Genomic DNA, 20,845 nt, shown 5'->3' on the forward strand with positions numbered 1-20,845 from the left:
GGGATGCGATGAGCGCGGGTAACGTTACTCGGAAGGCAAAAAAAACATCTATTAACGTCCTGCAAGCTGTTGATATTGCTGGACTTGCGGGACATTAGGCTGGCAAGTCCTTTAGAATCAACGCGAATTACCCCCCCTTGAAGACCTGCAGGAAAAGGGAAAAGCTCAGAAAGAGACCGGCTTGGCGGTCTTTTTCTGAGCTTCTATTTCCATGATAGCGGATAGAGGGGAAATTACCGGCAGGGGCTGGCCGGGACTGGCCGTCCAGCCGGGCGCGCCTTTGGCGCATGCGTACTTGGGGGGAATTGCAGAGTCGCGGCTTCGGATTGGTCGTTATAAGCCGACATATGAGAAGCGATCACAGCCCTCTTGCTAGGGAGGTAGACGCTTGCTAGACGAAGTGTATTTTCAGCTTGAAATGCGGAGAGTCGAGGTCGACTGCCTTTTGCCAACGCGCAATCAGCATTGCATCGAAAGCAATCATTCTAGATGTTTTCTCGCTCAAGAAGGCCATATGTCCCGCGGCTCGCATTAAATCCATCAACTCACTTGGATCGAGTATGTGTAAGTACGCTCCGTGCTGCCTCAAGAACTCCTTCAAAAGGTCTCCCCCAAGCGCATCCTCAGACGTCAAAAGCGATAGCTCTGGCACGAGCACAATACAATGCGGCGGCATCTCTTTATTTATGGTGACGGCTTCCCCAGAGGCACTAGTCACCTTCAACCCAACTCGGATGTTGCGGCTCGCGCCCGGTAGTTGCGCAAGGGCTTTCTTTATATTCTTAAGGACGTTCTTTCGAAGTCTAGACCTAGGCGGAAGCTCATCGCGCTCCAATACAGCTAGGGTCTTTGACTCGATGAGGAAGCAACCGCCTGGATAGTTGATCAAAACGTCTGTGAGTTCACGATCCTGCTTTTCTTCCTTGACCACTGGCCCTCTATAGGCACCAGAAGGAGACAAATTATCAAGAAGCCATGTGCATAGCTCTTCCTGTTGATCTCCTTCATTCTCAGTCAATATCCCAATAGGGCTAGCCACAAGTTGATTTGTGATGTAGTGGCTCGTTATCGCATTCCATTTGAGTGGCTCTTTCGTGCGCAGAGCGATTGAGAAGGTAGATCCTGATAATGCTGCATCTATGGCGGCCTCTGCCAGTCTCGAGTCTTCTTGGGTCTTAACGCGTGAAGAGAAAACAATAGGCGCTCGGATGATCGAATCCAGCGGAGAGAGAAGTTCAAAATGGACATTCGCCCAGCAGACATTTACGGCCGCTTCATTAAAGAGAAATAACGGGAACGATCGAATCTTGGCTAAATCGATCAACGCAGAGAACTCATCCTCCGTTTCGACTAGCGACCAAATAGCCGCGGGCTTGTTGTCGTATTCATCGATCAACACCGCATACAAGAGTTCACCGGACGAGAGTTGTTCGATCAGAATGCTTAGATGTGCCCGTCTGATCAGATACTTGAGGGTTAGAGTCGCACCTTTGAAGATGAGAGTCGTTTCTGAGCCGCTGCTGCCGACCGACTTCACGAAACGCGCAAACGCCGGGGCTGACAAAAGCTCTTGGCGAAGCTCTGCGGACGGTAGATGCATTTGCTCGATTCTAACGAAAGTAAAATGCCAACGCTCTTTCGCAGTGAAACAGTGACGGAACTGATCTCGCGGTCCTGGTAAACGCCGTTATCGCCTGCGATCTCCTGATGGTAGGTCTTGGGCTATTTATCGTCGATTCGCTCCTTATGAGGCAGCCTTTGCCGATGCGTCGTGCTAGGGCGGGAGCTGTGCCCTGACATGAGGCTTCTTTGGGTATGGCGGGGGCTTCGAGTGCGTTGGTTGTGGATGGTGGGAGAAAAATGGGGCGGCGTCTGGGCGCGGGGCGTTGCCGGGATTCTTCGGCCTATGGCCTCAGAATGACGATTTTTGCGATGTTGTTGGAACTGCTCCACTCAGACTTCGGGCTTGTATGGGGAATCGAGGTCTTTCCCTCAGGGGCTGAAGCCCAATCTTTTGCGCGCGGCGAAATGGCATGGCTAAAGCCATGCCCTGATACAAGTGTGCGCGGTGGTGACCTGGGGAATGCGTGTCCCTCCACTCACTTCGTTCGGCCGGGATGACAAATCAAGTGGAAAGACCCGGCTCAAGCAAAAGATGTTTGCGTCGGGGTACTGGTTGACCTGTCCGATGATGATCGAGAACCCACATCTCTTCGAGATGTGGGGCACCCGTCGACACAGGGCTTGCATGGAACACCGGTTGGGTGGCCTAGAGAGAGACGATGCCGAGTTCGCGGAGGAGGAAGGCGTAGTCGAAGGCGATTTCCTTGAGGTAGTCGTAGCGGCCGGAGGCTCCGCCGTGGCCGGCGCTCATGTTGGTGTGGAGCAGGAGCAGGTGGTTGTCCTGCTTGAGGGTGCGGAGTTTTGCGACGTACTTGGCGGGCTCCCAGTACATGACCTGGCTGTCATTGAGCGAGGTTTTGACGAGGATGGCCGGGTAGCTGGCGGCCTTGAGGTTGTCATAAGGCGAGTAGCTGAGCATGTACTCGAAGGCCTCGGGCTCGTTGGGATTGCCCCACTCCTCGTACTCGGGCACGGTGAGCGGCAGGGAGGCGTCGAGCATGGTGTTCATGACGTCGACGAAGGGAACGTGGGAGACGATGGCGCGGTAGAGATCGGGGCGCAGATTGACGATGGCGCCCATGAGGAGTCCGCCGGCGCTGCCACCCTCGGCGGCGATGCGGGCCGGGTCGCCGTAACCGTGGGCGGCGAGGTGTTCGGTGACGGCGATGAAATCAGTGAAGGTGTTGCGCTTGTGTATGAGGCGGCCGGCATCGTGCCAGGGCTTGCCCATGTCTCCGCCGCCGCGAATGTGGGCGTAGGCGAGCACGAAGCCGCGGTCAAGCAGGCTGAGGCGGTTGCTGTTGAAGCCCATGGGCAGCGGGTATCCATAGGAACCGTAGCCGTAGACCCAGAGGGGATTTTTGCCGCGCTCGAAGGAGTCTTTGCGGTAGACGAGGGAGATGGGCACCTCGACGCCGTCGGAGGCCTGGGCGAAGATGCGCTCGGAGGTGTAGAGGGTGCGGTCGAATCCGCCGGGGACTTCAAGCTGCTTGAGCAGGGTGGTCTGGCCGGTGGCCGTGTCGTACTCGTAGACGGAGCTGGGTGTGACGAGCGACTGATAGGCGTAGCGGTAGCGCGTGGTGTCAAAGACGCGATTGATGTGCGGGTGCGTGGTGTAGGCGGGCTCAGGGAAGGCGATTTCATTGCTTTGGCCGAAGGCCGGGCCTTCGCCGGGGAAGTGGATGACGCGCAGGTGTTCGAGCCCCTGGCGGCGCTCAAAGGCGACGCAGAAGCCGGCGAAGAGATCGACTTCTTCGAGCATGACGTCGTCGCGGTGCGGGATGATCTCGGTCCAGTGCTGGCGCGAGGGTGTGGCCTCTGGCGCGGAGACGAGGCGGAAATTGCGCCCGGTGTCATTGGCGCGGATGTACCAGTGGCCGTGGCGGTGGTTGACGTAGTACTCGATGTTGTCGCGGCGCGGCTCGATGAGCGTCCAGGCGGCGGTGGGCGAGCCGGCGCGCAGGAACTGCTCTTCGCTGGTGGTGTGGCTGGAGCTTTGCAGGATGAGGAATTCGCCGTCGCGGGTGCGTCCGGCGCCGATGTTGAAGCGCTCGTCCTTCTCTTCAAAGACCAGCTCGTCTTCAGTGTGCGGAGTGCCGAGCACATGGCGGAAGAACTGGAACTGGCGCTTTTGCTCGGGGTCTTCGACGGTGTAGAAGAGGGTGCGATTGTCGGCGGCCCAGACGACGGAGCCGACGCGCTCGGCGCGCTCGGAGAGGATTTCGCCGGTGCGGAGGTCTTTGACGTGGAGGGTGTACTGGCGGAAGCCGGTCGTGTCCGTGGAGAAGGCGAGCAGGTGGCCATCGTCAGAGATGGTCATGGCACCAATGGCGAAGTAGCTTTCCTTTTCGGCGAGGGCGTTGATGTCGAGCAGGATTTCTTCGGTGGCGGTGTCGTCGAAGACAGGGCCGTGGGCGGGCTTGCGGCAGTAGATGGGGTACTGGCGGCCCTGCTCGGTACGGGAGTAGTACCAGAACGCGCCGTCAAGAAAGGGAACGGAGACATCGGTCTCTTTGATGTGGCTGACCATCTCGTCGTAGAGCTGCTTCTGCAACTCGGCGGTGGGAGCCATGACGGCCTCGGTGTAGGCGTTTTCGGCCTGCAGCCAGGCGATGGTTTCGGGGGAATCCTTCTGGCGCAGCCAGGCGTAGTCATCGGCCAGCACGTGGCCGTGGATGCGGTGTTCGGTGCGTTCGGCGCGGGCGTGGGGCGGGGTCAGGGCGGCTGCGGGGGTAGCGGGTTCCGTGCTCATGATTTCAAGGGTAGCTGATGCGGGGGCAGGCGTGATTGTTCCAAGGGGGAGCATCGGTCCCCTAAAACTAAAAACCCCACTCAAGCCAACTGCAGGCTTGCATCCACCCCACGGACGTGGACCTGTCCGTGGGGTGGATGGGGCACCTATTATTCGGAATTTGCTTTGCGGCTAGCGGCCCTTGTTGCCGACTTCAGCTTCGGCCTGGTCGAGCATGGTGTAGAGGTCGTTGAAGTTGGTGACCTGTACGTAGTTTTTGCCGTGGCTGTAGTTGTTGGTGACAATCCAGAGGGTCGGCGTGTATTGCACGCCCATGCGGTCGCCGAGCGCCACGTCTGTCTTGACCCGGGCTGCGTATATGCCCTGGGGATCAATCACAAAGGGCAGCGCGATATTGTGCATCCTGGCGAACTTTTCGGTCCAGTTGCGGAGGTCGCTCTTGGTCTCGATCTGCATCTGGTTCGCATAGATGAAGTTGCGATACTGATTGCCGAGATCATAGGACTTGGCCTGGAACCACTGTGCGTAGACGGCTCCGTCAAAGCTCCAGTTGTGCTGCGGGAGCGGGAAGTCATAGTGAATCCACGGGACGTGGTATTTGGCCACGGCGTCTTTGATGATGGGATTGTCGTGACCGCAGACGGGGCATTCGAGGTCCATGAACTCGATGAGAGCGATCTTTGCTCCCGGCGGTGGCTTCAGGACGGAAGCGTCGCGTACCTGAATCGGAGTTTCTTGCCCAAAGGCCATGGCGGCCACTAAAAAGACAGGAAGCAGAAGCGCCCAGCGAAAGCGGATGTTCACCATGCTGTTTATCGTAACCCGGAGTGCTGGCAAACTGGAATGCGGGGAAGATTTTCGGGGGGATTGGCAGCCCGGGAGCAAAACCCCTGAGAGGGAAAGATATGCGATATGTGCTCATGGTTCTGGCGCTGGCCGGAATCGTTGTTTCATCGCTGGCGCTGCATGCTCATTACTCCACCCGTTATCTGGAGCTGCCGTGCGACATTAACTCGGTATGGAGCTGCGGGCTGGTGAACCATAGCCGCTATGCGGTGGTGTTCGGGATTCCGGTGGCGCTGATCGGGATTCTGGGCTATGTGGTGCTGGCGGCGGTGGCGTGGCTGCGGCAGCGGCAGATGCTGCTGGGGCTGGCGCTGATTGCGCTGGGGTTTGCGCTTTATCTCACGAACATTGAGTGGCATGTACTGCAGGAGTGGTGCATTTACTGCGTTTCTTCGCAGATCATCATTCTGATCTTTACGATTCTGGCGGCGGTGTGGTGGTTTACGTGCCGGTGCCCGAAGCCAGCGAAGGCGCGCTAGAACGATTGGCGGTTCAGGCTCGCAGGGTCAGTTGATCCTGCGGGCTGAAGACGCGGCGCAGAACGAGGCGGCTGGTGACCAGGCAGGTGAGGGCCGAGGCCGAAAAGATGGTGGAGATGACCACGAACTGGTAGAGCGCGGCGTAGAGAGGCGAAGCGCCGGAGAGCACCATGCCGGCCATGATGCCGGGGATCCAGACAATGCCGAGCGAGCGGATGTTGTTGAGGGCCGGAATGAGGCTGGCGCGAAAGGCCGCGGCGCGGAAGGCGGCGAAGGCGGCTTCGGCGGAGGCTCCTAACGCGAGGGCGGCTTCGATTTCGCCGGTGTGAGCGCTGATTTCACCGTGCAGGCGGTCGAGGAAGAGGGCCTGCGTGTTCATGGTATTGGCGATGATCATGCTGCCGACGGGAATGAGAATGGCGATCTGGACGGGAATGACGCCGGTGAGCGCCATGAGGCAGAGGATGGTGCCTGCTCCGGCGGCGATGCCGGTGAGCGCGAGCGAAAAGGGCCGGGGAAATTTGCGGGCGCGCTGACGCACGATGCTGGCGGCGGCGAGCAACATGCCGCCGAGCACGAGCAGGCTGGTCCAGCGGGGGCCGTGCAGCAGCACGGCGAGAATCAGTCCGACGATGACAATCTGAAGGAGGCCGCGCAGCTCGGCCCAGGGAATTTCGCGGAGCAGGCCGGGGGCCTGTTTGCGCGCGAGGAACATTACGGTGAGCGCGGCGAGTACGGCCACGGCGCATTGCAGCAGGCCTTTTTGAAGCTCGGGCGAAAACGTGAGAGCGGGGAGCGTCATGGCTGGAGCTCCCCGAGGACTTGAGCTGGTGTGCCGAGGGCAGTGAGCTGGCCGGCCTCAAGGCGCAGGACACGGTTGGCGAGGCGCGCCTGTTCGAGGCTGTGCGTGACCCACAGGCAGGTAAGCTGGCGCTCTTGAATGAGGCGTGCGATGAGCTCTTCGACGGAGCGGCGGTTTTCCTCATCGAGGGCAGCGGTGGGCTCGTCGAGCAGCAGGACTTCGGGCTGGTTGGCGAGCGCGCGCAGCAGGGCCACGCGCTGGGCCTCGCCGCCGGAGAGGGTTTGGGCGTCGCGCTCGCCGTAGCCGGGCAGGCCGACGTCGCTGAGCCAGGCGTCGATTTCGGCGTCGGAGATTTGCTGATTCTGCTGCGCGGGGCCGTAGGCGATGTTTTGCCGAACTGAGCCGGAGAAGAGGTAAGCCCTCTGCATCATGAGGCCAATGCGGCGGCGCAGGGCTTGCGGCGGAAGAGCGCGGGTGTCTTCGCCGTCGAGCAGGATGGCGCCGGAGGTGGGCTCGTCGAGGCGGTTGATGAGGCGCAGCAGGGTGCTCTTGCCGGCTCCGCTGGGGCCGACGATGGCGATGCGCTCGCCGGAGTAGAGCGCGAAGCTGATGTTGCGCAGCAGAAAGCGGCCCGGGTCGCCGGGCAGCGCGCGGGAGAGGTTGCGGCATTCGAGAATGGGCCGGGGGATGGGCGGGTTAGCGTGCATCGGCTGCCGTTCCAGTGTAGGGCAAATGGCTGAGGCGGGCGTGAAGGCAGACGAGGCCGGGAAGTTCGAGAACATTTGGGAACCGGGCGGCCGCGTTTTGCGTTCGATAGAATGGAGGGCAGATGATCCGGTATAGCTTTTGGCGCGGATGGTGGCTGGTTCTGGCAATGTGTTGCCTTACCGGGGGATTGTTTGCCCATGCGCAGGCGGTGAAAGACCTGCCGAAGCCGACCGATTATGTGAGCGATTTTGCGCATGTGATGTCTCCGGCGACCGTTGAGAAGCTCGACAAGGTGTGCGGCGAGGTGGACCACGAGGCGCATGCCCAGATTGCGGTGGTGACCATCAACACCACAAACGGCATACCCATTCAGCAGTATGCGGTCGAGCTGGAAGATGCATGGAAGGTTGGGCCCAAGGCGACCGACCGGGGCCTGATCATTCTGATTGCCGTGCAGGACCGCAAGCGCTGGATTGAGACCGGCTACGGACTCGAAGCGGTGCTGCCGGATGCGCTGGTCGGGCAGATTGGGCGGCAGATGGTGCCGTATCTGCGCGAGAACGACTTTGACAGCGCGCTGACCCTGGCCGTGGATGAGACCTCGCAGGTGATTGCGAAGGATGCCGGCGTGAAGCTGAAGCCGCTGACCCGCCAGGGCGCGGAGATGGCGCAGCCGCCACGGCACCTGAGCTTTTTGCAGGTGGTGGGCGTCTTTCTCTTTATTCTGATGGTCATTGCCCTGCTGATCTGGGCCGGTTCGTCGGGAATCCTGGGCTTTCTGCTGGGCATGTTTTTCAGCGGATGGTGGGGCGGCGGTGGTGGCGGCTTCGGCGGCGGTGGTGGTTTTGGCGGCGGCGGCGGAGGCGGTAACAGTGATGGATTTGGCGGTTTCGGCGGCGGTAGCACGGGCGGCGGCGGAGCCGGTGGCAGTTGGTGATTCAGCAGCGGTTTTGAGGAGAGTACGCGCATGATGCGTCGTGGTTTGTGGATTGCAATGGGAGTCATCGTCGTCATAGTGATGGCGGGACTGCTGGTGTTTGGCAGCTACGTCTCGGCCAAGAACCAGATGGTGGCCTTGCAGGAGAATGTGCATGAGCACTGGTCGCAGGTGGATGTGGTGCTCGAGCGGCGCGCCGATCTGATTCCGAACCTGGTGGCCACGGTGAAGGGCTATGCCCAGCACGAAGAGAAGATCTTTGACGATGTGGCTAATGCACGCGCGGCGCTCTTGAATGCGCACACGCCAGCGGGCAAGATTCAGGCCAACCAACAACTGGATGGCGCGTTGGGGCGGCTGCTGGCCATCAGCGAAAGCTACCCGAATCTGAAGGCGAATCAGAATTTTCTGGCGCTGCAGGACCAGTTGGAGGGCACGGAGAACCGCATCGCCGTGGAGCGGCATCGATACAACGAGTCAGTGCGCGCCTATAACACCTATATCCGGCAGTTCCCGAACAGCATCTGGGCCGGAGTTGCGGGCTTCCAGCCGGATGAGAACTACTTTGCGGCCAGCGCGGCGGCGCGGCAGGTGCCGCAGGTGAAGTTCTAAGGGGGATCTCCCCGCGCGGGCCAAGTTCTTTCCGCTTCCTGAGGATCCCACGTCCGAACGGACGGACGTGGGGCACCTGTGATGTTTCAAGAGGTTGTCCATTCGAAATTTCGCGGAGAAGCTGTTTGTGGCGAACAAGCAGAGTCTTCGGAGAGATCGAATGGACATTCACCAGAATGCTCGTCTAACGCCTTACAGTCGAGAGCAGTTGGCGAGAAAAGTTATTTGTACCGGGTGCACGTTGAAGCTGGCCGCGGCCAGCTTCAACGTGAGCGCAAAGACGGCCGGCAAATGGGTGCGCCGGTATCGCGCCGAGGGTTCGGATGGCTTGCGGGACCGCAGCTCGCGTCCGCATCGCAGCCCGCGGCGCTTGCCGGAGGCGTTGCGGCTGAGTGTGATTGAGCTACGGCGGGGTTACATGCCGGGGTATCAGATCGCCCGGCGCAGCGCTGTGAGCGTGTCTTCGGTGAGCCGTATTTTGCGGCGCGCGCGGCTGAGCCGATGGCGCGATCTGAACCCGCCTCCGCCGGTGGTTCGCTATGAGCATGCCGCTCCAGGCGACTTGCTGCATCTGGACATCAAAGGCATGACGCGCTTCGGCGAGGTCTCGCTGCGCGGCGACGGCAGGCTGCGGGGCAAGAAGGAACACCCGGGCTTTTTGGCTCTGCATGTGGCCGTCGACGATCACTCGCGCATGGTCTTCGCCCAGATGCTGGCCGATCAGAAGGCGGAAACCACGATCGGTTTTCTGCACGCGGCGGTTGAGTTTTTCGCCAGCCATGGTATCGGCATCCGCGCGCTGCTGACCGACAACGGCAGCAGCTACCGCTCTCGCCAGTTCCGTCAGGCTTGCCAGCAGATGGCCATCAAACACAGCCGCACTCGGCCCTATACCCCCAGAACCAACGGCAAGGCCGAGCGCTTCATCCAGACAGCCATGCGCGAATGGGCTTACGCCAAACACTGGACCGACTCCAGCCAGAGAGATCAACACTTGCAGTCCTGGATCCACTACTACAACCACGAAAGACCTCATGGTAGCCTCAACTACAAACCGCCAAGCAGCCGATCCCAAGAAGGAACAACCTCTTGACCTTCTACAGGCACCCGGTTTGTTTCGTTTGCGGAGATCCCACGTCTGGACTGACGGACGTGTGGCACCCGACTGATCTGACAGGGGACGCGGCCACACCGTGTCCCCGGTTGCTCTAGTAAGCTAATGACATGCTCGATTTAGCATTTGTCCGCGCCAATCTTGAACTGGTGGAAGCCAGACTGCGCGCGCGCGGCCAGAACCCCGCCGAACTGCTGGGCGACTTTGCCGCCGTTGACCAGCACCGCCGTGAACGCATCACCGAGGCCGAACAGCTCAAGGCCACCCGCAACAAGCTGAGCGAAGAAGTGGCCCGCCTGCGCAAGGCGAAGGAAGATGCTTCGGCCGTGATGGAAGAGACGCGGCAGCTCAAGACAAAGATTGAAGATCTGGAACGCGCGGCTACCGAGGCCGAGGAGCAGCTTCGCGAGCGGATGGCGCGCATCCCGAACCTGCCGTATGAAGACGTGCCCACGGGCGCGAGCGCCGAAGACAATGTAGAGGTGAAGCGCTGGGGCACTCCGCGGGAGTTTGACTTTGCGCCGAAGCCGCACTGGGAGCTGGGCGAGCAGCTTGGCATTCTGGACTTTGAGCGCGCGGCCAAGCTCTCAGGCGCGCGATTTGCCGTTTACTGGGCTGAGGGTGCGAGGCTGGAGCGCGCGCTGGCGGCCTTTATGCTCGACCTGCACACGCGCGAGCACGGTTACACCGAAGTGCTGCCGCCGTTGATGGTGAACAGCCGCTCGCTCTTTGGCACGGGGCAGTTGCCCAAGTTTGCCGAAGACCTCTTTCGCTGCGAGGACGGCGAGCCGTACCAGGCGGGCAAGTACCGGGAGAATGACCACTGGCTGATTCCTACCGCGGAAGTGCCGCTGACGAATCTGTTTCGCGATGAGACGCTGGACGATAGCCAACTGAGCACCTCTCTGGTGGCGCATACCTCATGCTTCCGTTCCGAGGCCGGGTCTTATGGCAAGGATGTTCGGGGTATTATCCGGCAGCATCAATTTCAGAAGGTGGAATTGGTGAAGTTCACGCGGCCCGAGGACAGTGCCGCCGAGCACGAGGCGCTGACACGCCATGCCGAGACGGTGCTGGAGCGGCTGGGGCTGCCGTACCGCCGCATGCTGCTGTGCACGGGAGATATGGGCTTCAGCTCGGCCAAGACCTATGACCTTGAGGTGTGGCTGCCGGGGCAGCAGGTGTACCGGGAGATTTCTTCCTGCTCGAACTTTGACGCGTTTCAGGCGCGGCGGGCGGGCATTCGCTACCGGCCGCGCGGGCAGGGCAAGTCGGCCCATGTGCATACGCTGAATGGCAGCGGTCTTGCGATTGGGCGCACGTGGCTGGCGATTCTGGAGAACTATCAGCAGGCCGACGGCTCGGTTCGTATTCCCGAAGCGTTGATTCCTTACATGGGGACGGAAGTGATCGAGTCCCGCAACGTAGCGCAAGGAGCGAAGTAACGTGAGCGCAGGACGCACGCTGAAGGGCTACCTTTTCTGGACGTATGAACGCGGCAGCTTTCACTATGACGTGATGGTGACGCTGATTCTGGCGTTTATCTTTGTTACGCCTCATCTGTGGAACTACGGAGATCATCCGCAGCTCGCCAAGGAGGTGCGGCAGCGCATTCTGGTGCAGACCGAGCCCCAGGGGATGCTGATTTATGACATTCCCGCATCTCAAGTAACGCCGGGAGCAGAGACGACGCTGCAAACACGGCTGGTGAGCGCGGTGGCGCCCATCTCGGGCACCGTGGTGGCCGATCACTTTGTGGTGGTGAAGGATTCGGCCGGGCACGTGGCCGCCTACCGGCTGTGGGCGCATCGCTGAGGGCGCGGCGCGCGTCCAATGACTGAGGGAAAAGGCAGATGAAACGAAACTGGATGGGTTACGTATTGGCGGCCAGCATGCTGGCTCCTGCGCCGCTGGTGGCACAGGCCCCCGCGCAGAACCAGGCGCAGTTGAAGCAGATTTTGTCTGAGATGGATGCCGCGTCGGCGCATTTTCGCAGCGCCTCGGCGAGCTTCAATGCTGATCTCTACACGGCGATTGTGCAGCAGCATGAGCCGCAGACGGGCACGATTGCCTTTCGCCGCGAGCATGGCGGCACGGAGATGATGGTGCACATCACCAGCGAAGGCGGACAGCCGGCGAACCGCCAACTGGTTTTCAAGCACGGCCAACTGGACTACTACGAGCCGAACCTGAAGCAGGAGACCATTTACTCGGCCGGAAATAATTACGAGAGCTTTTTGACGATCGGCTTTGGCGGCAGCGGGCGGGACTTAGCCGCGCACTGGCAGATCACGCTCGAAGGCACCGGGATGATGAACGGCGTGAAGGTGGCGAAGCTTGACCTGGTATCGAAGGATGCGAAGGTCAGAAACAACTTCAGCCACATCACGATCTGGATCGATCCGCAGAAGTCACTCGCCTATAAGCAGGAGCTTTTTATGCCCTCGGGCGACACGCGTACGGTGAACTACACGGATGTGCGCTATAACAAGCCGCTGCCGTCTTCGATGTTCACGATTCATGCCGCGCCGGGGACGAAGAAGATCGTGAAGTAGGGCAGCGCGCGAAGGCCATGCCGGCGAGCGCGAGCAGCAGGGGAAAACACTCGAGCGTGTAGCGAGGCTCGGGCGTTTCCAGCGTGAGGAGCAGCGCGCAGCGTGCGGCGATAAAGGCCACGATAATCCAGAAATAAGGTGGCTTTTTGACGAGACCGACGATTGCGGCGATGAGCAGCGCGAGATTGAGCCCGGCGTAGGCCCAGTCGAAGATGGTCTCCTGCGGATGGTCGCTGTAGCGCCACCAGCGGTTGGAGACGGGCAGCATTTCTGTCCTCGGGCGCAACCACATATCGGCGAGACGCAGCAGCGGGAGTTCGACACGGTACCGCCAGGGGTGGTCGTGGAAGCGCTGAGCTGCAAGCTGGCCGAAGCGGGCATCGAGCGCAGGGGAGAGGAATTCGGTGCGGTTGTAGTCCTCAAAGAGCTGCCGGGTGGCCTGCTTTTGCGCGGGCGAATCGAAGGCGCGGGCCGGGAGCTGGTCAAAGTCGAGCGGCGTGCCGTTCAGATTCCAATAGATGTCATAGGTGCAGGTGAAGTCGGCGCAGACGGTGGAGATCCAGCGCTGCCAGCCGGGGTCAGAGCTTTGCCAGGGTTCATTGGCGTAGCGCGGCGCGAGCGGCTGGAAGACGTGGAAGGTGCGCCAGTTGCGGATTGTCCAGAGTGAAAAGGGGATGGCCGTGATGACCAGGCAGACGGCGAGCAGCCGGATGGATTGGCCACGATGGAGGCCGGTAGAAGGGGGCCGGTTCCGCAGACCGTAGAGCAGCAGGGCCGGGTAGAGCACGACGCCGGCCAGCGGACCATCGGGCCGCAGCAGAGCGGCGTAGGTTGCGCTGAGGGCGAGCAGCAGCGTCCAGCCCCACATGCGGGCGGAGATGCCGGGATCAGCGGGAGGTTTTTCTTCGACCAGGCGCATGAAGGCATAAAAAGAGAGCGCGATGGTGAGGAGTTCGAGGGTCTCGGTGAGTCCTGCGGCGGCATAGCTGGCCGTGAACGGGCAGAGAATGGCGAGCCACAAGGCCCAGCGCGCGGCTCGCGCACCGCAGAGACGCCGTGCAAGGGCGGCGATGAGCAGGCAGGTGCCAAGATCGGCGAGCACCTGCACCAGCAGGGCCCCGGTGTATTTCCCCTTACCAAAGAGGATGAAACAGAGTCCAAGGAAGAAGGGATAGCCGGGCAGCCGAATCAAGGTGGCGTGGGTGTGACCATTGGCGGTGATGCCGTATATGCCGTGGAAGAACCAGTTGCGGGCAATGCTACCGTAGATTTGCGGGTCGCCATCCAGGTCAGGGAATGCGGCGACCATCCACAGGCGCAGCGCCAGACCGGTGGCGAGCGCCAGCCAGGTGTGGAGTGTGTTTGTCCCGGGCCGTGAGATGACAGCACGCATGGCTTGCATCATACCGCGTGGCTCGTAAGATAGACGGGGAACGATACGCAGGGCGACCGGGGCCATACCAAGACGATGAAACAGATTTTTTACGATCCGCAGCGCAAACGATGGAAGCGTCTCAGGCGATTTCTGGACGTGAGCGCTTTGCTGCTGACGGTGATTCTGATCATTTTTGTGATCAGTGCCGTGAATAGCGCGTCTCTGCCCGGCTTGCTGCTGCCCACGCTCAAACGGAATTACCGGGCGTTGCCCACCGCTGAGCGGCAGGCGGATCTGCGCCGCGCATTGCAGAAAACTGCGCATCAGCGACGCCGGCACCTGAAGCGGAGACCGTCGGACGTGGTGCTGAACCAGGACCAGAGCGTGCGGGCCGCTTTCTATGAGAATGACCAGGAGAGCTATTCCTCACTGAAGGCGCACATTCATCAGATCGACCTGCTGTTTCCTGACTGGCTGCATGTGACGGGGGCGAATGGGAATCTGCGCGGGGCGACCAGTGAATATCCGGTGCAGTTTTTCAGGGTAGTTGACTCTTCGGGGGTGCATCCGGTCGATCCGCAGCAGAAGGTGCAGCACGTCATTGCGGCGGCGAAGGAGAATACCGAGATCTTCCCCATGCTGAACGACTATGACGGCCAGCATCAGGCATGGGATGGGGAAGATGCCGCAAAGATGCTGCAAAGCCCCTCGGCGCGGCACCGGCTGCAGGTACAGCTGGACAAGTTCCTTGCGGCGAATCCGAATTATCACGGACTGTGTCTGGATCTGGAGGCTCTGCCGGATCAGGATCAAAAGCTTTACGCCGACTGGATAGCCGACATCTATCACGATCTGCATGCAAAGAATCTGCGCGTTTATGTGACGGTGGCAGTGGGCATGCCCTCTGCGCTCTTGAGGCAGATTTCCCGCAACAGCGACGGCGTGATTCTCATGAACTATGACGAGCATGAGACAGAGAGCGGGCCGGGACCGATTGCGGGGCAGAACTGGTTTGAGAACAACCTTGCACGGATGGTCCGGATTGTTCCGTTGCAGAAGATCATCTGCGCAATCGGCAATTATGGATATGACTGGTCGTTGCCGCTTTCTCAGAATGGCAAGAAGGCTTCGAACAAGGTACTGAACGTCGAAGATTTGTCAGTGCAGGATGCCTGGCAGCGAGCCGATGATGCGGGGGCAGATGTACATCTGCAGGGCGATGAGCTGAATCCGCATTTTGCATATGACGATGAAGATGCGAATGTGCGGCATGAGGTGTGGTTTCTGGATGGTGTGACGGCGCTGAATGAAATGCGCGCGGCGCGCGATCTTGGCATTCGCACTTTTGCCCTGTGGCGGCTCGGCATCGAAGATCCTTCGCTGTGGGCGGTCTGGGATAATCCCTTTGCCGCGAATGCTCCGCAAAAGCTGGAGACGGTGCAGCCGGGTGCGGATGTGGACACCGAAGGCGAAGGCGACATCATGCGGATTACGCAGACGCCGCGCGCCGGACAGCGCAGCATTATGCTGTCGGCGGACCACTCCACCATCATTGACGAGCACATGACGACGCTGCCGCGCTCTTATGTGGTGGAGTATTACGGTTATCACCCGAAGGAAGTAGCGCTCAGCTTTGACGATGGGCCTGATCCGACGTGGACTCCGAAGATTCTTCACGTATTGAACCAGTATCACGTGAAGGCAACCTTCATGGTGATCGGCGAAGAGGCCGTCAATAATGTCGGGGTGCTCAAGCGTGAGTGGCGTGACGGCATGGAGATTGGCAACCATACCTACACGCATCCGGATATCAGCCTGATCTCGCGGCGGCAGGTGGCGCTGCAACTGAATTTAACCGAGCGTCTATTTGCCGCCGAGTTGGGCGTGGATCCGCTGTACTTCCGGCCGCCGTACTCGATTGATCAGAATCCTGACACGAACGATGAAGCCGCGCCTGCGTATTTTGTGCAGAAGATGGGCTACATCATCGTTGGGGACCAGATTGATACCAATGACTGGAATGAGCACCCGCGCAAGACTCCGCAGGAGATTGCGGACAGCGTTCTAAGCCAACTGCAGCAGATGAAGACCACGCCCTGGATGCGGGGCAGCATCATTCTGATGCACGATGGCGGCGGCAACCGCTCAGCCACGGTGGCGGCGCTGCCGCTGCTGATCAACACACTGCGTGCGCGGGGCTACAAGTTTGTGCAGGTCTCTGACCTGATGGGCAAGACGCGCGCGGAGGTGATGCCGCCCATCAAGTCCTCGCAGCGCTGGCAGGCGCGCATTGATGCGGTTGCATTCTTCTTCATCGCATTCTTTTACCGCTTCCTGATCTTTGTCTTCTTTGTGGGCGACGTGCTGATGAGCGGACGTCTGCTCATCATCGGCCTCTTTGCGCTGATCGAGCGTTTCCGCACGCGCAGAATTCCTCCGGGAGTTTATGAGCCGGCGGTGGCGATTCTGATTCCGGCCTACAACGAAGAGAAGGTGATTGTGCGCACGATTCGCTCGGCGCTCAATTCGGACTATCCGCATCTGCATGTGGTGGTGATCGATGATGGATCGACCGATCGCACGCTGGAAGTGGCTCGCGAGGCTTATGCGCAGGAGATTGCGGACGGCAAATTAACGGTGCTCACCAAACCGAACGCAGGCAAGGCTGAGGCGCTGAATTTTGGGCTGAGGCAGATTCGCGAAGAGGTCTATGTCGGCATCGATGCCGATACGGTGATCGCCGTGGATGCTGTGTCCAAGCTCGTGCGGCACTTTGCTGATCCTAAGGTTGGCGCGGTGGCAGGCAATGCCAAGGTGGGCAACAAGGTCAATCTGTGGACGCGCTGGCAGGCTCTGGAATACATCACGGGGCAAAATTTTGAGCGGCGCGCTCTCGATCTTTTCAACGTAGTGACGGTGGTGCCGGGTGCGATTGGAGCCTGGCGCACGGCGGCGGTGCTTGCGGGCGGATGCTATCCCCTGAACACGGTGGCCGAAGACGCTGATCTCACGATGAACCTGGTGGAGCAGGGCTACAAGGTCATCTATGAAGATCACGCGCTGGCCTTTACCGAAGCGCCCATCAATGCGAATGGGCTCATGCGGCAGCGCTTCCGCTGGTCTTTTGGTACGCTGCAGGCGGTCTTCAAGCACCGGCAGGCGTTCCGGACGAACCGCGCGATGGGCTTCTTTGCGTTGCCGAATATTGTTGTCTTCCAGATTCTGCTTCCGCTGGCATCGCCTTTTATTGATCTGCTGTTTGCCGTTAGCTTGATTCAGTTTCTGATCAACAAGCACTATCATCCGGAGACGGCTAGTGCGGCCAGCTTTGACAAGCTGCTGATCTACTTTCTGGCCTTTATCGTGATCGACTTCTTCACGTCGCTGCTGGCCTTCAGCCTGGAGCCGAGGCATCCGGCCAACAAGGGGGATGGTTGGCTGCTGTTTCATATCTGGCTGCAACGCTTCAGTTACCGGCAGATTTTCTCGATTGTGCTCTTTCGCACGCTCAAGCGCGCGATTGATGGCCGCCCGTTCAACTGGGACAAATTGGAGCGCACGGCCAAAATGTCACGTCAAACGGAGAAAATTGCCGCCGGAGAATAGTTTGTTTTCTTCTGCCGGTAATTTCATGCAAATTCAGTAATCTGGATATAGAGGTAAGAACGAACGAAGGGCGCAGCCATGCCGGTTGCGCCCTTTTTCTTTTTTTCTGCCTTGTGTCTGGACACCTGAAAGAAGGAAACCATGTCGAACGTGTTTGCAAAAATTGGAATTGGTCTGGCCGATGCGGCCAAGTGGGTCGCCACCGCGGTGAAGGACATCGTAGGCCTTGCAGCGAAAGTGGAGAAGGTACTGAGCGCGGCCAAGCCGCTGGAGAAGCCTTTCATTGCCGGGCTCTCGACGGTGGTGGCTGATGTGGAAGCGCTGCTGACCGATGCCAGCAATGCCGTGACCGCGGAGGGCTTGAACATTGCCGCAGACAGCAAAACATATCAGGACCTGATCAAGCTGATCGATGACTTCAAGGTGCTGGCTCCGGTGGTGGAAGAGGCTCTGGCCATTCTTGAAGGCAAGCCTGCGACTACCGCTACTGCTACGGCCGCAAGCTAGTAATCCAGCTCCCGGTGAATTCCTCCTCTCACCGGGAGCAGCTTTCGTCCCATACAGCGAATTGCTCCTCTCGCGCATCCATCTATACGGATACCTCAAAACATCTTTTGTTTTCAGCGGTTCATGGGAGGAGATCACATGCGTCTGGAGGGGAAAGTCGCGATTGTTACAGGTGGCGGCTCTGGCATCGGCCAGGTCATCGCCGAGCAGTTGGCGAGTGAAGGGGCCAGTGTTGTCATTGACTATGTAGGCAGCGCGGATGGCGCCGAAAAGACGGCGGAAACGATTAACAAGCAGCATGGCAAGGGCGAGATTTATCTTGCTGATGTAACCAGCGTGGAGCAGACGAAGCGGCTGGTAGAAGAGGCCTGGAGCCGGTATGGTTCGGCCGACATATTGGTGAACAACGCCGGCATTGAGATTCGCGCCGACTTTTGGGACACGACCGAAGAAGACTATGACAAGGTGCTGGGCGTGAATCTGCGCGGGCCGTTTTTCCTGACGCAGGCTTTCGTGCGCCGCCTGCGCGCGGAGAAGAAGCCGGGCCGCATTATTAACATCAGCTCAGTGCATGAGGACATGGCGTTTCCTGGATTCAGCACCTATTGCTGCAGCAAGGGCGGCATGCGCATGCTGATGCGCGATCTTGCGGTGGAGTTGGGACCTCTCGGCATTACGTGCAACAACGTAGCTCCGGGTGCGATCATTACGCCCATCAATAAGTCATTGCTTGAGAACAAGCCCAAGTTGAATGCATTGCTCCAGAATATTCCGCTGAATAGACTGGGCGAGCCCAAGGATGTGGCCTCGCTGGTCGCATTTCTGGCTTCAGATGAGGCCGGCTACATTAACGGCGCCACCCTCACTGTGGATGGCGGACTTATGCGGAATTATCACGAGCAATAAATTATGGGATTAAAGATAGAAGACTACGCACTGATTGGTGACTGCGAGACGGCTGCCCTGGTTGGTAATAACGGTTCCATTGACTGGCTCTGCTGGCCCGACTTTTCGTCCAACGCATGCTTTGCCGCGCTGCTGGGCGATAAAAGCAACGGCTACTGGTGCATTCAGCCAGAAGGTAAGTGGAAGAGCAAGCGGCAGTATCGCGATCACACCTTGATTCTGGAAACCACGTTTGAGTGCAAAGAGGGCGCCGTGAAGCTGATCGACTTCATGCCCACCCGCGATGACAACTCCGACGTAGTGCGCATTGTGGAAGGCTTGCGCGGCAATGTGCGCATGAGGATGGAGTTATCTCTGCGCTTTGATTACGGGCATACGGTTCCGTGGGTCACGTCCACGAAGGACGGCGTGCGCGCAGTGGGCGGCCCGAGCCTGACCGTTCTGCGCAGCTCAGAGGAGACCCACGGCGAGAAGCTGATGACGGTGAGCGAGTTCACGGTCAGCAAGGGAGAACGCAAATGGTTCACGCTGACCTATGGAAAATCGCATAAGGGCGACCCTCCTTCTCCCAAGCCGGAAGCGGCGTTGCGAAGCACAGAGAAATTCTGGCTGGACTGGACATCACGTAACCGTCGCGATGGCAAATATGCGGACATGATTGAGCGCTCTCTCATTACGCTCAAGGCGCTCACCTATCAGCCAACAGGCGGTGTCGTGGCGGCTCCGACGACTTCGCTGCCGGAGTCGCTCGGAGGCGCGCGCAATTGGGATTATCGCTATTGCTGGCTGCGGGACACGACCTTTACGCTGGTGGCGCTGATGAGCGCCGGCTACTTTGAAGAAGCGCAAGCCTGGCAGGACTGGCTGCTGCGCGCACTGGCTGGCTCGCCAGATCAGGTGCAGATCATGTACGGCATTGGTGGCGAGCGCTCTCTCGTGGAGTGGGAGGTGGACTGGCTTCCCGGTTATGAGAAGTCAAAGCCGGTTCGCATTGGCAATGCCGCGGCAAAGCAAATGCAGCTAGATATTTATGGCGAGGTGATGGACTCGTTCTATCACGCCGAGATGGGCCTGAACACGCTGCGCGAAGAGGACTTTCATATTTGGAAAGCGCTGGTGGAGCATCTGCGTAAGGTGTGGATGCTGCCGGACCAGGGGATATGGGAGATGCGCGGAGGGCCGCAGCACTTTACTTACTCCAAGGTGATGGCGTGGGTGGCCTTTGACCGCGCGATTCAACTGGCAGAGCATCATGATCTGGACGTAGCTCTGGACGCGTGGAAGCGCACGCGCGACGAGATTCATGCGGAAGTGTGCGAGAAGGCGTGGGACAAGCGGAAGAACAGCTTTGTGCAGTCGTACGAGTCCAGAGTTATGGATGCGTCTCTGCTGCTGATTCCTCTGGTGGGCTTTCTTCCGGTGGATGATCCCCGGGTGATCGGCACCGTCGAAGCCGTACAAAAAGAGCTGATGCAGGACGGATTTTTGCTGCGCTATAAGACCAAGGGCGGCAAGGATGGGCTCTCTGGAAGCGAGGGCGCATTTCTTGCCTGTAGCTTCTGGCTGGTGAGTGCGCTGAATGCCATTGGCCGCAAGAGCGAGGCGAAGCGCTTCTTTGAGCGATTGCTCAAGCTTTCCAACGACGTGGGGTTGCTTGCGGAAGAGTATGACACCAAGCACAAGCGGCAGGTCGGGAACTTTCCGCAGGCGTTCTCGCACATTACGCTGCTGGTGGCCGCTCTGCACCTGGAGGGGAACGGCATGTCCGACTCCATGCAGGGATGGAACTCAAAGAAGGGCAAGAAGCCGCTCAAGGAGCGAGCCGTCAAGCGCGGCAGCAAATCAAAGAAGACGAAAGCGCCGGGCCGCAAGAAAGCGGTCTATTGAGGCATCGCGCTCAACGAGACGCCCGCAGAGTTGCCGGCTGAGGATGTTCCATCATCTTCAGCCGGTTTTGGCGCTTTGAGATGTGATTGCCCGTCCAGGGTGCATATCGGGTAGGATTACAGGTTGCTCTCATACC

17 protein-coding genes are annotated in these 20,845 nt (G+C 59.5%); 11 read left to right on the top strand and 6 right to left on the bottom strand.

Annotated features, from left to right (window positions below):
• Positions 1 to 391: 391 nt before the first annotated feature.
• From ACP_RS14270 to ACP_RS14280, 3 genes are all read right to left on the bottom strand, one after another.
• Positions 392 to 1,600, bottom strand: a complete 1,209-nt coding sequence (locus ACP_RS14270; protein ID WP_015898048.1) for a hypothetical protein — start codon at positions 1,598 to 1,600, stop codon at positions 392 to 394.
• A 669-nt stretch (positions 1,601 to 2,269) separates the two neighbouring features.
• The gene (locus ACP_RS14275) at positions 2,270 to 4,375 is read right to left on the bottom strand and encodes a S9 family peptidase (protein ID WP_041839614.1); all 2,106 of its coding nucleotides are present in this window, start codon (positions 4,373 to 4,375) and stop codon (positions 2,270 to 2,272) included.
• A gap of 171 nt (positions 4,376 to 4,546) precedes the next feature.
• A complete protein-coding gene (locus ACP_RS14280; protein WP_041839615.1) occupies positions 4,547 to 5,182 on the bottom strand; it encodes a DsbA family protein in 636 nt (211 codons plus the stop codon).
• 98 nt (positions 5,183 to 5,280) lie between these two features.
• On the opposite strand from ACP_RS14280, the gene ACP_RS14285 reads away from it, so the two are divergent.
• Positions 5,281 to 5,700, top strand: a complete 420-nt coding sequence (locus ACP_RS14285; protein WP_052294831.1) for a vitamin K epoxide reductase family protein — start codon at positions 5,281 to 5,283, stop codon at positions 5,698 to 5,700.
• Between the two features lie 13 nt (positions 5,701 to 5,713).
• On the opposite strand, the gene ACP_RS14290 is transcribed toward ACP_RS14285, so the two are convergent.
• Together ACP_RS14290 and ACP_RS14295 are read right to left on the bottom strand one after the other, a co-directional pair.
• A complete protein-coding gene (locus ACP_RS14290; protein ID WP_015898052.1) occupies positions 5,714 to 6,502 on the bottom strand; it encodes an ABC transporter permease in 789 nt (262 codons plus the stop codon).
• Positions 6,499 to 7,209: an ABC transporter ATP-binding protein gene (locus ACP_RS14295; RefSeq protein WP_169305986.1), complete on the bottom strand. Its 711-nt coding sequence runs from the start codon at positions 7,207 to 7,209 to the stop codon at positions 6,499 to 6,501. The genes ACP_RS14290 and ACP_RS14295 overlap by 4 nt, the downstream gene beginning before the upstream one ends.
• Positions 7,210 to 7,331: 122 nt before the next feature.
• On the opposite strand from ACP_RS14295, the gene ACP_RS18150 reads away from it, so the two are divergent.
• The 6 genes from ACP_RS18150 to ACP_RS14325 all read left to right on the top strand — a co-directional run bounded on the left by ACP_RS18150 (position 7,332) and on the right by ACP_RS14325 (position 12,428).
• Entirely contained in the window at positions 7,332 to 8,147 is an 816-nt protein-coding gene (locus tag ACP_RS18150; RefSeq protein ID WP_015898054.1) for a TPM domain-containing protein, read from the top strand.
• A 30-nt stretch (positions 8,148 to 8,177) separates the two neighbouring features.
• Positions 8,178 to 8,759, top strand: a complete 582-nt coding sequence (locus ACP_RS14305) for a LemA family protein (protein WP_238525573.1) — start codon at positions 8,178 to 8,180, stop codon at positions 8,757 to 8,759.
• Between the two features lie 160 nt (positions 8,760 to 8,919).
• Positions 8,920 to 9,852, top strand: coding sequence for an IS481-like element ISAcp2 family transposase (locus ACP_RS14310; RefSeq protein ID WP_012680514.1), 933 nt, complete (start codon positions 8,920 to 8,922; stop codon positions 9,850 to 9,852).
• 131 nt (positions 9,853 to 9,983) lie between these two features.
• Positions 9,984 to 11,318 (top strand): serine--tRNA ligase, encoded by a 1,335-nt coding sequence (gene serS / locus ACP_RS14315; protein WP_015898056.1) that lies wholly within the window; start codon positions 9,984 to 9,986, stop codon positions 11,316 to 11,318.
• A 1-nt stretch (position 11,319) separates the two neighbouring features.
• On the top strand, positions 11,320 to 11,688 hold the full coding sequence (locus ACP_RS14320) for an SH2 domain-containing protein (RefSeq protein WP_015898057.1): 369 nt from the start codon (positions 11,320 to 11,322) through the stop codon (positions 11,686 to 11,688).
• Between the two features lie 38 nt (positions 11,689 to 11,726).
• Positions 11,727 to 12,428, top strand: coding sequence for a LolA family protein (locus ACP_RS14325; RefSeq protein WP_015898058.1), 702 nt, complete (start codon positions 11,727 to 11,729; stop codon positions 12,426 to 12,428).
• On the opposite strand, the gene ACP_RS14330 is transcribed toward ACP_RS14325, so the two are convergent.
• On the bottom strand, positions 12,385 to 13,821 hold the full coding sequence (locus ACP_RS14330; protein WP_169305987.1) for an ArnT family glycosyltransferase: 1,437 nt from the start codon (positions 13,819 to 13,821) through the stop codon (positions 12,385 to 12,387). The genes ACP_RS14325 and ACP_RS14330 overlap by 44 nt on opposite strands.
• A gap of 75 nt (positions 13,822 to 13,896) precedes the next feature.
• Between ACP_RS14330 and ACP_RS14335 the strand changes: the two genes are divergently transcribed.
• The 4 genes from ACP_RS14335 (at position 13,897) to ACP_RS14350 (ending at position 20,709) form a co-directional block, all read left to right on the top strand.
• The gene (locus tag ACP_RS14335; protein WP_015898060.1) at positions 13,897 to 17,409 is read left to right on the top strand and encodes a trifunctional glycoside hydrolase family 18/polysaccharide deacetylase/glycosyltransferase family 2 protein; all 3,513 of its coding nucleotides are present in this window, start codon (positions 13,897 to 13,899) and stop codon (positions 17,407 to 17,409) included.
• Between the two features lie 141 nt (positions 17,410 to 17,550).
• Complete coding sequence (locus tag ACP_RS14340; RefSeq protein ID WP_015898062.1) at positions 17,551 to 17,916, top strand: hypothetical protein; 366 nt, start codon at positions 17,551 to 17,553, stop codon at positions 17,914 to 17,916.
• A gap of 138 nt (positions 17,917 to 18,054) precedes the next feature.
• Complete coding sequence (locus ACP_RS14345) at positions 18,055 to 18,822, top strand: SDR family NAD(P)-dependent oxidoreductase (protein WP_015898063.1); 768 nt, start codon at positions 18,055 to 18,057, stop codon at positions 18,820 to 18,822.
• A gap of 3 nt (positions 18,823 to 18,825) precedes the next feature.
• Entirely contained in the window at positions 18,826 to 20,709 is a 1,884-nt protein-coding gene (locus tag ACP_RS14350; protein WP_015898064.1) for a glycoside hydrolase family 15 protein, read from the top strand.
• The last annotated feature ends 136 nt before the right edge of the window (positions 20,710 to 20,845 follow it).

Source organism: Acidobacterium capsulatum ATCC 51196 (assembly GCF_000022565.1).
Lineage (GTDB): Bacteria > Acidobacteriota > Terriglobia > Terriglobales > Acidobacteriaceae > Acidobacterium > Acidobacterium capsulatum.